Genomic DNA, 12,603 nt, shown 5'->3' with positions numbered 1-12,603 from the left:
TTTTATTTTACAGAATTCAACTAAGTATACTTAGTAACTAAGTATATTTCAAGGATAGAATTTTTACTTCCTATTATTAGACCTCTTGCAAAACTCGCTTATGCTGAGGAATTTGTAGGAGACACGGAACGCAGAACCGCAGCGTACTCTAATGTACGTGAGGATTCGAGTACCGGATCGACGCACAAATTACCAGCAGAAGTAGAGTTTTACAAGAAGTCTATTCTTGGCAAGTAGCACAATAGAAACTAGCCCTACCGGATTGCTTTATTTTCCTTATTATTCCCTGGCAGTTCAAACAGTTTTGATTTTCTCGTGCATAGACCTGTAATTCTTGTTGGAAATAACCAGGTTTACTATCGCCGCTAACAAAATCCTTGAGAGTAGTTCCGCCTGCTGATATGGCTTTTGTTAAGACATGTTTGACAGCTAACAACAAATTACTTATTTCATTGTTTGACAAACTACTACCCAATCTGCCTGGATGTATTTTAGCCATAAAAAGGCTCTCAGAGGCATATATATTACCAACACCAACAATAATCCGATTATCCATTAGCAAGTTTTTTATCGGAACAGAGCGATTCAGCAATTTTATTTTTAGATATTCATAAGACATATCCTCTGACAGAGGTTCTACGCCTAAATTCGCTAAAAATGTTTCTTCAAGGAGCTTTGTTTGCCCGGTATAAATCATACCGAAACGTCGTGAATCGTTAAAAACTAATTTCTCACAAGTCCCCAAAGAAAAAATCACATGATCATGCTTTTGTAGCTGATAATCGCTAGGTTGTAGTGTTAGTCTACCCGTCATACCAAGATGGACAATAATCGAATAATAATTATCTAGATCAATTAGCAAATATTTTGCTCGACGTTTTAGAGCGATAATTTTTGCTGATTTTACATCTGATTCTAAATGATCGCTCAGTCTATAGCGTATATTATCCCGTCTTTTATCAAGCTTATTTATGGTAGCCCCTACTATTCGCTGTTCTAGGCAGCGTTTTAATGTTTCAACCTCAGGAAGTTCTGGCATTTTTACATTTTACTACTATTGTTAATTTATTATATACCATGTATATCACATAAACAACTTAGCACTAATAGTCATCTCAGAGAAATATTTTTCATAAAATACTTAGTGCATATCATAATTAGTATATACTAAAATAATTCTTCAGAATAGAAGAGTATAATAGACCTCTTGCATAACCTAAAGATAATTGAGGAATTTTTAGGAAAAATGAAGTCGAGTACCGCAGCGTACTAAGATGTACGTGAGGAACGGAGACGAGTTTTGACAACAAAATTACCAATTAGATTAGGTTATGCAAGAGGTATAATGATTTGCAATATAAACTCGTAGAAATATATGGATAATAATAACGACTTCCCTAGTCAAGTAAATTTCGGTTTTTCCAAAGTGTCCTTTGAGCAGAAAAGAGATATGGTTAGAGATATTTTTTCTAGCGTTGCTAATGAATATGATGTAATGAATGACTTGATGAGTTTAGGGATACATCGTTTATGGAAAGATCAATTTGTTAGACAAATTCCTAATTTAGCATCAAATATATTGGACGTTGCAAGTGGCACCGGTGATATAGCTTTTAGGATAATAAAGCGAGCTAAGGAACAAAATATATTACCCCAAGTCACTTTGTGTGATATAAATTTAGACATGCTGACGATAGCTCGTAATAAAGCTGTTGATAGTAACATATTACATGGATTAGAGTATGTCGTAGCTGATGCGGAAAAATTACCTTTTCCTGATAATAGTTTCGATTGCTATACTATAGCATTTGGTATTAGAAATGTGTCAAAAATTGACAATGCCCTAAAAGAAGCTTATAGCGTACTAAAGCCTAAGGGCAAATTTCTATGTTTAGAATTCTCTAAAATGCAATATGAGGGTCTGAAGCAATTATACCAGTTTTATTCGTTTAATATTATTCCTAAGATTGGTAAAATTGTAGCAAACAACGAAGCAGCTTATCAATATTTAGTAGAAAGTATTAGTTTATTCCCAGATCAGGAGAATTTTGCAATTATGTTAAAGGATGCTGGATTTAGCGATGTTAGTTATAAGAATCTTCACTTAGGAATCGCTGCTATTCATAGTGGTTATAAATGATTAGCTTATTATTGAATTTTTGGCATATATTAAGAGTGGTAAGCAAGCAGCAAATTCTGACTTATCCAGGTACCATAAAATTACCATCTAGGTTAAGAATTCTTGGTTGGATGATAACCATAATAGTTTATCCGATTGGTTTATTTAAACTACCAAAAGACGATTTTGGTATGAGGTTAACTGATTGTTTTAAAAAATTAGGACCTGTTTATATAAAATTTGGGCAAACTCTTTCCACCAGACCAGATTTAATAGGAGTTAAGATTACCAATTATTTGCAATCTCTACAAGATAAGTTGCCGCCTTTTAGTAGCGATATCGCACGACAGATTATTGAGGAGTCTTTTGGACAAAGTGCCGATGAGTTATTTTCCGCCTTTGAGGATATACCAGTTGCGGCGGCTTCGATTTCTCAAGTACACAAAGCTAGGCTGAAATCAGGTGAGTTGGTTGCGGTAAAAATATTACGCCCTGAAATTCATCACACATATAATAAGGATATTAAACTTTTATATATTCTGGCTAGGCTAGTAGCAAGAATATCGACAAAATTAAAAAGATTACGATTAGTGGCAGTAATGGATGTATTTAATGCTACTATGAAGTTTGAGCTTGATCTACGTTTAGAGGCAGCTGCCGCCTCAGAATTGTTTGACAATTTCCAAAATGATGTTGATATATATATTCCTAAAATTTATTGGCAACTGACGCATGAATATATAATAACCACAGAATGGGTAGATGGAACATCAATTTATGCTCGAGATAAGCTGATAGAACAGGGCTTAGATCCAGCTAAAATAGCTCAAAAATTTGCTATAATGTTTTTTAATCAAGTATATAGAGATGGTTTCTTTCATGCAGATTTGCACCCTGGCAATATTCTAGTTAGGTCAGATGGTAGCATAGTGTTACTAGATTTTGGTATTATGGGTAGATTACCTGATAAAGATAGAATGGCAATTGCTGAGAGCCTATTTGGTTTTTTAAGTAAAAACTATAAGCTAGTAGCACTTGTCCATCTTCGAGTTGGTTATATAGATAAAAATACCGATCTTGATCTTTTTGCTCAAGCCTGTAGAGCAGTGAGCGAACCGATTATAGGATATGCTGTCAAAAATATTTCTATAGGTAAGTTACTTGCCCAATTATTTAAAATTACTGAAGATTTTGGTATGGAGGTGCAACCACAATTGCTATTATTACAGAAAACTATAGTAGTAGTTGAAGGGGTGGGACAACAGCTCGATCCAGAAATTAATATGTGGCAGCTTATAGAACCATGGATCAAGAAATGGGCAGCTAAAAATCTTAGCCCAGAGGCAAAGGTGATTAGGCTTTTAAAGCATTTAATAATAGAAATATCAGGAAAGATTTAATAAATAGACCTCTTGTATAACCTAAAGATAATTGAGGAATTTTTAGGAAAAACGAAGTCGAGTACCGTAGCGTACTTAGACGTACGTGAGGAACGGAGACGAGTTTTGACAACAAAATTACCAATTAGATTAGGTTAGGCAAGAGGTATAATGAAAATAGTAACTTGGAATATTAACTCTCTACGTTTGCGACTTGATTTGCTTAAGAAGCTAATTGATCAACATCAGCCTGATATTATATCTCTCCAAGAGACCAAAACAGTTAATGAGTTATTTCCTCATCAAGCTATTAATGATATGGGTTATAATCATATATATTATTCAGGGCAAAAATCTTATAATGGAGTAGCAATTTTATCGAAAATTCCTATTACTAATAGATTCTCTCTTGAATTATATAATAGTGATAAAAGGCATGTAGCAGTTGAAGTTCTGGGTATAGAAATCCATAATTTTTATGTACCAGCTGGTGGAGATATAGCTGATGTAAAGATCAATGAGAAATTTAAACATAAATTGGCATATTTAGAATTAGTACAACAATGGTTGACTAATAATCGTAGTAAAAATAGTAAGATGATCATAACCGGAGACTTAAATATCGCACCATATGAGCATGACGTATGGTCGAGTCGTCAATTGCGGAATGTTGTTAGCCACACAGATATAGAGCGTTCAACCTTGTTGGAGTTACAATCTTCCCTAGGTTTTATCGATAGTAGCCGTCATTTCGTGCCGTATGATCAAAAATTTTATACTTGGTGGAGTTATAGAAACATAGACTGGCAAAAATCTAACCGGGGACGTAGACTAGATCATATTTGGACTAGTTGTAACTTACAAGATAAGATGTTATCGGTCAGCTCCTTATCAGAAGCTAGGGGATGGCTTCAACCTTCTGATCATGTGCCTTATTTTTTAACATTAGACGCCTATGTTTAAAAATTGTCGCACCTTCTCGCAATTACACCTACCAATTACACCTGCGTTTAAATTTATTGAGGCAATGTTATTGACATGACCTAGTGTATATGATAGCATATTGTACAATTAAAGAATGTTGTACTAAATTTGGTGTATCTGTATCGTATAAGAGTGTTACTTAAGACGATTTTTAAACGCATACGTCATTGCGAGGAGTGCGGAAACCGCACAACGAAGCAATCCATTTCTAAACATTTTATGGATTGCCACGACCACTAACGTGGTCTCGCAATGACAATTTTTAATAGGAATATGGTAAAAATATATGGCTAAAAAACAAAAATTATTAAAAAATTTGCTGACCAGCGTGTCAGTTGCCTCCATTGTCGCAAGCATAGGCGGAAGCAGCGGGGCTTTTGCTCTTAATATTGGTGCTGGTCCTAATGTTTATCTTGATGCTGTTGCTGGATTTGCTGCTGGTGGTCCTGGTGATCGTGAGCTAAATTTTGATTATGCTGGTGTTACCCTTACAGTTAATGTAGCTCAGGATATAGCTGATATAATTACAACAGAAGCTGGTAATATCATAATAGCAGAGAGTATGGCTATAACAGGCAGAGTAGTTGGTCCAAATAGTGCGACTGCTACCATTAATAACAATAAGACATTAACAATATCTGCTAGAGACCATGAGGGGTTAGGGGCTGTAACGCTTAATGGTGCGGATGCTACACTTACCCTAGTGGATGCTGCCACCGTCCATAATACCATAAAAGGTGCTGCTGATGGTCAGGGGATATTAAACCTAGGAATTGGTAGTACGGTAAATGCAGAAATTGGTGGTGTTGGTAATAGTTTAGCGACAGTAGCTATAGGTGCTGGAGACGTTAATGTAAACCATAATGTTTTTGCTGCTAATACTAATCTTATCGCAGGGTCTGTACTTAAGTTGGCAGCTGGTAAGACAATCACTGGTGACATCACTGCTACTGCTGGTAATGGCACATTAACCTTCCTAGGAGCTGCTGGTGGTGGGGTAACTGGCAATATAGGTACTAATGTTGCTTCTTTATTAGCGGTAAATATAGGAGGTGGAGAAGTTACTTTAGGTGGTAATGTTTTTGCTACTAATACTAATCTTATCGCAGGGTCTGTACTTAAGTTGGCAGCTGGTAAAACAATCACTGGTGACATCACTGCTACTGCTGGTAATGGCACATTAACCTTCCTAGGAGCTGCTGGTGGTGGGGTAACTGGCAATATAGGTACTAATGCTGCTTCTTTATTAGCGGTAAATATAGGAGGTGGAGAAGTTACTTTAGGTGGTAATGTTTTTGCTGCTAATACTAATCTTATCGCAGGGTCTGTACTTAAGTTGGCAGCTGGTAAAACAATCACTGGTGACATCACTGCTACTGCTGGTAATGGCACATTAACCTTCCTAGGAGCTGCTGGTGGTGGGGTAACTGGCAATATAGGTACTAATGCTGCTTCTTTATTAGCGGTAAATATAGGAGGTGGAGAAGTTACTTTAGGTGGTAATGTTTTTGCTGCTAATACTAATCTTATCGCAGGGTCTGTACTTAAGTTGGCAGTTGGTAAAACAATCACTGGTGACATCACTGCTACTGCTGGTAATGGCACATTAACCTTCCTAGGAGCTGCTGGTGGTGGGGTAACTGGCAATATAGGTACTAATGCTGCTTCTTTATTAGCGGTAAATATAGGAGGTGGAGAAGTTACTTTAGGTGGTAATGTTTTTGCTGCTAATACTAATCTTATCGCAGGGTCTGTACTTAAGTTGGCAGTTGGTAAAACAATCACTGGTAACATCACTACTGGTGATGATGGTGAGGGAACATTAACCTTCCTAGGAGCTGGTACAGTAACTGGCAATATTGGTGCGGATGTGTTGGCTTTAGCCGAGATTAATATAACTGACCCCGCTAATGCTGGTCCTGCAGTGGTTCAATTAAAGGGAGATGTTTATACTAAAAAACTTAACTTTGTTACTAATAATCAGGTAGAAATTGCTGGTAATTTTGGAGGTGGTGCTAAAGTTGGTGGAGCTGCTGGAGCTGCAGGTGAAGTTGATTTCGATGCAGCAGGAGGAACGCTAACATTTAATGGTGGACGAGGAGTGGGTGACCTTAAGACATTTAATGCAACAATAGCTCATGGTGCTAATGGTACTTTAAATGTTCAGGGTAGACTCAAAGCTACCCATGCAGATATTGGTAATATTAAAACCATAAATATTGGTACTGCTACTCCTGCTGCTGGTTACCTGACAATAGACGCTTCCGCTGGTAATGTTGCTCTTCTTAATGATGATGTTGCAGCTGCAGGACCAGGGGTAGCAATTAATTTCTTAGATGCAGCTTCGGAGTTGCGACTACTTAATACAGATGCTGCGGGTAAAACCATAACCTTTTATGATAACTTAGTAGGATTTGTTGGTGGTGGCGGGGTTCTGTCGTTGGAGGGTACAGGCGGACTTTTAACTGTAGATTCTAATGGTGCAAAAACTCTTGGAGTAGCTGGTCGTACACTGACTAGATTGGATGTACGTGGTCAGGTGACTATCGCAGGTCGTGCTGCTAATGGGCTTGATCTACAGCATGTTCCTGAATTAAACGTTATTAAGGGAGCGGTATTTACCGATAATGGTGCTACCTCAGCTGCGATTCCTATAATTAATATTGGCTTCGGAGATGCTACTGCTGCCACTGCTGACCTTCAAGCTCCCGGTAAAGCAACTTACGTACTAGATGCAATACATGGTGATTTTAATTTAGCTGGTAATAACATTAATTTCTCGGATCCAAATGCTAGATTAATCTTACGGAATAGTGATAATACTGGTGTTCTCAAGACTATAAATTTAGCAAATACTCTAGATCCAGGTCTAGTAGCAAATGGTAATGGTATAGTTGAATTAAACTCTGTCGCTGGTGGTCTATTAAAGATTACCAAAGCGGGAGTTCAGTCATTAGGTACCAACCTTAATAAGTTAAAAGAAGTAGAGTTTTCTGGTGCTGGGGATATTACTATCGAACCCATCATATATGCTCATACTATAACATCAAATGCAACTGGTACGGTAACAACAAACGATCTTTGTGGTAATGTAACTCTCAATGCTAATGGTCAGTTAACTGGTAACGTTATTGGTAATGTGCTTTTTAATGTTGGGGGTGCTAAGTTAGATGGTAACGTTAATGGTCTTGTGGTTTTCTATATTGATGGTGGTCAGTTAAAAGGTGACGTTACTGGTGGTGTGGCTTTTGCTGCTGCTGGTCAGTTAACTGGTAATGTTAATGGTCATGTGGGTTTTGATGCTAATGGTATTGTGAGTGGTAACGTTACAGGAATTGTAACTGTTAATGGGGGCAATAGTACCGTTGGTGGTTCGATTGGTAGCGTAGCTTTTACTGGTAATGGTCAATTAACTGCCAATAAGGGTGTCGCAGGTGAGGTAGATTTTAATAATCAGACAGGTACCGTTACGGTGGCACATCAGAAGACAATCGGTGGTACTATCAAAAATGGTGAGAAGGCAACTGTAGAGTTTGCAAGGGATGGAGCAGTAACCAATGTAATTGAGAAATTAAAACTATTAAAAGCTGGTAATGGTAATGTGACATTAGGTGCTGGTAAGCATACCATTGAAGAAATCCAAGGGAATGGAACGCAGACCTTAACTTTTGCTGATAAGTTTAATTCAACAGGAGCTATTAACAAAACTGGCGGAGCGGCAGTTAATTTAATATTCGAGGGAAGTAGCATAATTGGTGGTGTTGTTGGGTCAGACAAGTATCCTGTCGGTAATATCCAAATTAAAGCTGGTACTGTCGCATTTGGCGATTCAATCAATTCTAAAGAAAGGATCGAGATAGCAAAAGGTGCAACTACTGTGATTTCTAAAAATTTCACTGTCAAATCTATTAAAGGAGAAGGTACGGTTAGATTTAATAACCTACAAGAGCTGATCCTTAATACTCCAATAGAGATCGGTACTATAGAAATCGCCGGAGATAATATACAAGCTACTAAGAAGATTTCAACGGGTAATGTTTTATTCTCTAATTCTAAAGAGGCAATTTTAACCTTAAAAGAGGAAAGCATTATAAGTAATATTGAAACAACTGGCAATGGCATACATAGTCTAGCATTAAATGCCAATCTTACCATTAAAGCCGGTAATGTTGGATCAGAGAGTAACAGATTAAAAGAGATTAAATTACTAGGTAATCATACAATCAGCATTATTGGTAATAGTTTATATTCCAATATATCTACCGCAAATAAGGATAGCGGTATAGTAATGTTTAACTCGGATGATAGTGTTGCTCATGGCAATCTCGGAACAAATGAGTTTAGATTGTCTGATGTAACTTTTGATAGTGATTCTACGGCGGGAGGTGATGTTTACTCCAAGAAAATAACCATTAAAGATAAGAAAACAGCAACTTTTGCTGGTACTGAGAAAAGAACTATAGATGTGCCAGGAGTACCAAGGTTATTGAAAGATTTTGCCTATAGCACGAAAATTGGTTCGGAAGAAATAAATGCTGAAGGCTCATCCAAGATACAGTTTAAAAGTGGAGCCTTGGTTGAGGCTCCAATTAATGGTGGAGAGGTAATATTAGCAGATAATGTCTGGTTTAAAGAAAAAGTAACGTCAGCAGCTCCTGTAACCTTTGCTGCAGATAAGTATGCAATATTGGAAAAAGACGTTAAGTTTGCTAGCATTGCAGCCAATCAAGCCAAGATAATTATGTTAGGTGAAAAACAAACTATTACTGGTGATTTAACCGCTAAAGATTTAACCATGGACCTTGGAACTAGCCAAGTTGAATATGGTAATACTGCCAAATTGACAGGAGAGCTAAAATTACGCAGTTTCTATGACTCATCAAAATTAGCTGGTGGTAATATAAAAATTCAGAGTAATGGTAAATTAGATCTATCACAACTAGACAAATTGGTTGTAACAATAGCGGGACAGACGGATATTAGTGAAATACCTGATGAGACTGAATATGTTCTGATTTCGTCAGTTGATGCTAATGGTATTAGTTTGGATCCAAGTAAAGTTGACTTGGAAATCAATGAACAAAGCAGCTTTGTCAGCTGGACTATTGATCCTAGCAATCTAACCCTGCATGCAAAGGACATTCATAAGCAAGTTATAGAAAAAGACGTAATAGAATTAGATAAAGAATCAGCAAAAACACAAGACCCTGATGCTGCTAGCCGTTTATCTGACAGAGCGGCTCTTCTTAAGCAGTTGAATAATGTAACTGATAAAGATAGTGATGCTTTTAAGTACTTGGGCGAAATTGGTCTAATGGATAAAGATAATCGTGCTTTGGCAATGGATAAACTATTACCTGGTAATACAAATCCAATTTCAATGGAATTAGCATTTATGGTAAGTGAAGCAATTTCTCAAGTTGCTTCCCAAATTGCTTCAAGGTCTGTGAATATTATGCCTGTAGCATCGGGTGATGATGATAAGGTAACGTATGGAGTATGGGGTAGTCCATTTTATGCCGTTGGTCACCAAGAAATGCGAAAAGGAATTAGTGGTTATAGATCAAAATCGGTTGGTGGTATATTTGGCTTTGATGGTTTAATAAATGATGACTTGCTAGTTGGTGTAGCTTATAGCAAAATTGATACAAAAATGTCTCATAAAGATATGAAATTTGGCGATAAAACTAACGGTATTACTCATCTCTTCTCTTTATATGGTTCATATAAATTCCCAAGCAATTTCTTTGCTGAAGCGGTAGCATCATATGGCATAACCGATATTAAAAACGCAGAAGGACGTTTAGTTCTTGATGATAATAAGAAAGTTACTACAGGCACAGCTGTTGCTAAATATAAATCTACTTCTTATAGTGGGCAACTACTTACCGGGTATAATTACCAACCTTCTGAAAAGTTAACTATTACGCCAACCATTGGGCTAAGATACTCACAATTTATGGATGACGGTCATGTGCAAAGTGGTACAGCATGGCAAAACTTAACTGTTAAGAAGACGTCGTACAATAAATTTGAAGGTATTTTGGGTCTAAGGACTGCAGCAAACATCCAACTTGACCAATTACTGCTAATACCAGAATTGCATGGTTACGTTAATTATGATTTCAAAGGAAAATCACCAAAAATTGATGCAAGGTTAGGTGGGGTGAATGAACCATTACCTACAAAATCAGTTAAACCTGCTAAGGTTTCCTTTACTGTTGGTACTGGTCTAACTGTGAAATCCAATATGATGGAATATGGTGTTACCTATAATGCCCACATTGCTGATAAATATATTGGTCATCAAGGTAGTTTGAAGGTTAAAGTGAACTTCTAGAGAGTAAAAATTGGATTGCCAAGCGTCGGCGTATATGTGTCTTAAACGTCATTGCGAGAAGGCATAGCAGACGAAGCAATCCATTTTTAATCACTTTCCTGGATTGCTTCGTCGGTCTGGCAACCTCCTCGCAATGACATCTTATACTTTAACCTTTTTTCCGTGAACACTCACATTCAATCTACAACTGTAGTACTAGATATCCACAACAAAAAATTGGGCAAATTGTCTATGGTTTAACACTAATCTCTAATAAATACAAAAACCTAAATAATAACAATCAGTTTAATATTTCTTTAGGTTTTTGTAATATATAGAAATTTTATTAAATCCCTGAGTCTTCTGGTAAATGGGCAATATCTCCAGTTAATAACTTCTCGAAGTCTTTATACAAATTATCGGAATTAAAGTTACTGGCGTCAGATAAGAACAGCTTAAATTTATGGTAACTTGTTTCTGTTCCTAAGCTATGTTTTGTTGGTATTTCTTGAATTGAGTACTGTTCCTTAAGCAGTTTTATTTTCTCTATAGCCTCATCTAATTTTTGCATTTTCTGTAATTTTAGTACCATAACAAGCTCTAGTGTCTCACACTTTGATTGTTGTATTATTTCGAGGTTTTTTTGTTTCTCTTCTGCTTTTATATTATCTTCAGAAACCAATTTTTCTTGTACAGAATCTACTCCTTGCTCGATCTTCTTAGATAATTCTTCTGCTTGTAATTTGTTTCTCTCTAATAGTTTATTTATATCCTCTAATAACTCATCGCTTACCCGGTTCCACCTCAAATCTAGCTTTTTCAAAGTTTTATTATTTTGTAAGGCTTGGACTAATGCCTTCGCCCCCTTATCGCCTATATTGTTTCCCCACAAATCTAGCGTTTCCAAAGTTTTATTATTTTGTTGTAAGGCTTGTGCTAGTGCTATCGCCCCCTCATCGCCTACCTGGCAGCATCGTAACGCTAGTATCGTCACAGTGCTATTGTTTTGTAAGGCTTGTGCTATCGTCTTCGCCCCCGCATCGCCTATCTGATTTTCCAAATATATTGTCGTCACAGTTTTATTGTTATCTAAGACTTTGGCTATTGCATTTGCTTCCTTATATCCTATCTGATTCTTGTTGTGCTTAAATTCTATGCTTGTCACTGAAGGGTTAAGATTACTTGTATTTTTGTTTACACCTATAATATCATATATTTGGTTAACTAAATTATCGCTTATATTGTTGTTATTTAAACTTAGTTGCATTACAGTATCATTTTTCTCTAAGGCGAGGACTAGTGCCTTCGCGCCCTCATCGTCTATCTGGTTGGCACCCAACCTTATTGTTGTCACAGTTTTATTATGATTTAAGGCTTGTGCTAGTTCTTTCGCCCCCTCATTGCCTATCTGGTTGTTATCCAAATTTATTGTCGTCACAGTGTTATTATTTTGTAAGGCTTGTGCTAGTGCCTTCCCCCCCTCATCACCTATCTGGTTGGCACCCAAATCTATTGTTGTCACAGTTTTATTATTTTGTAAGGCTTGGGCTAATGCCTTCGCCTCCTCATCTCCTATCTGGCTGAATCTCAAATCTATTTCTTTAAGATCATCGCCTACTTGCAGGGCTTTGATAATTTCTTTAAGTGTAGCCATAATCATTTACCTCAATAATTTAATTAATATTAAATTATTCTAAATAATTTCTAGTAGTTTAATCCAATTTTCTTACTCTGGATATAATTGCTAACTGCATAGCGATATTTTATAAACTTGTAAAGTAAAAACCTATAATCTTTATAAA

Annotated in this window: 6 protein-coding genes; 4 read left to right on the top strand and 2 right to left on the bottom strand. The window is 36.7% G+C overall.

The genetic code is table 11. The features are described 5' to 3' along the window. Positions 1-220 precede the first annotated feature (220 nt). Positions 221-1,039 carry a bifunctional DNA-formamidopyrimidine glycosylase/DNA-(apurinic or apyrimidinic site) lyase gene (gene mutM, locus ACFELW_RS01130; protein ID WP_375330177.1) on the bottom strand — a complete coding sequence of 273 codons (819 nt, stop codon included), beginning with the start codon at positions 1,037-1,039 and terminating at the stop codon, positions 221-223. Positions 1,040-1,375: 336 nt separating this feature from the next. On the opposite strand from mutM, the gene ubiE reads away from it, so the two are divergent. The 4 genes from ubiE (at position 1,376) to ACFELW_RS01110 (ending at position 10,822) form a co-directional block, all read left to right on the top strand. Beyond that, entirely contained in the window at positions 1,376-2,140 is a 765-nt protein-coding gene (ubiE, locus tag ACFELW_RS01125) for a bifunctional demethylmenaquinone methyltransferase/2-methoxy-6-polyprenyl-1,4-benzoquinol methylase UbiE (RefSeq protein ID WP_375330176.1), read from the top strand. Then, entirely contained in the window at positions 2,137-3,519 is a 1,383-nt protein-coding gene (gene ubiB, locus ACFELW_RS01120) for a 2-polyprenylphenol 6-hydroxylase (RefSeq protein WP_375330175.1), read from the top strand. Before ubiE ends, ubiB begins: the two co-directional genes overlap by 4 nt. A 150-nt stretch (positions 3,520-3,669) precedes the next feature. Further along, on the top strand, positions 3,670-4,461 hold the full coding sequence (gene xth / locus ACFELW_RS01115; RefSeq protein ID WP_341750883.1) for an exodeoxyribonuclease III: 792 nt from the start codon (positions 3,670-3,672) through the stop codon (positions 4,459-4,461). Positions 4,462-4,768: 307 nt separating this feature from the next. Continuing rightward, positions 4,769-10,822, top strand: coding sequence for an autotransporter domain-containing protein (locus ACFELW_RS01110; protein WP_375330174.1), 6,054 nt, complete (start codon positions 4,769-4,771; stop codon positions 10,820-10,822). 325 nt (positions 10,823-11,147) lie between these two features. On the opposite strand, the gene ACFELW_RS01105 is transcribed toward ACFELW_RS01110, so the two are convergent. Beyond that, positions 11,148-12,455, bottom strand: a complete 1,308-nt coding sequence (locus tag ACFELW_RS01105) for a hypothetical protein (protein WP_375330173.1) — start codon at positions 12,453-12,455, stop codon at positions 11,148-11,150. Positions 12,456-12,603 lie beyond the last annotated feature (148 nt).

The sequence above is a fragment of the Candidatus Tisiphia endosymbiont of Nemotelus uliginosus genome (assembly GCF_964264755.1).
GTDB lineage: Bacteria > Pseudomonadota > Alphaproteobacteria > Rickettsiales > Rickettsiaceae > Tisiphia.
This window is presented reverse-complemented; position numbering and strand designations above follow the sequence as displayed.

Bases quoted from the DNA above. Each gene is read 5' to 3' on its own strand.
- mutM (WP_375330177.1), bottom strand. From the start codon at position 1,039: ATGCCAGAACTTCCTGAGGTTGAAACATTAAAACGCTGCCTAGAACAG.
- ubiE (WP_375330176.1), top strand. From the start codon at position 1,376: ATGGATAATAATAACGACTTCCCTAGTCAAGTAAATTTCGGTTTTTCC.
- ubiB (WP_375330175.1), top strand. From the start codon at position 2,137: ATGATTAGCTTATTATTGAATTTTTGGCATATATTAAGAGTGGTAAGC.
- xth (WP_341750883.1), top strand. From the start codon at position 3,670: ATGAAAATAGTAACTTGGAATATTAACTCTCTACGTTTGCGACTTGAT.
- ACFELW_RS01110 (WP_375330174.1), top strand. From the start codon at position 4,769: ATGGCTAAAAAACAAAAATTATTAAAAAATTTGCTGACCAGCGTGTCA.
- ACFELW_RS01105 (WP_375330173.1), bottom strand. From the start codon at position 12,455: ATGGCTACACTTAAAGAAATTATCAAAGCCCTGCAAGTAGGCGATGAT.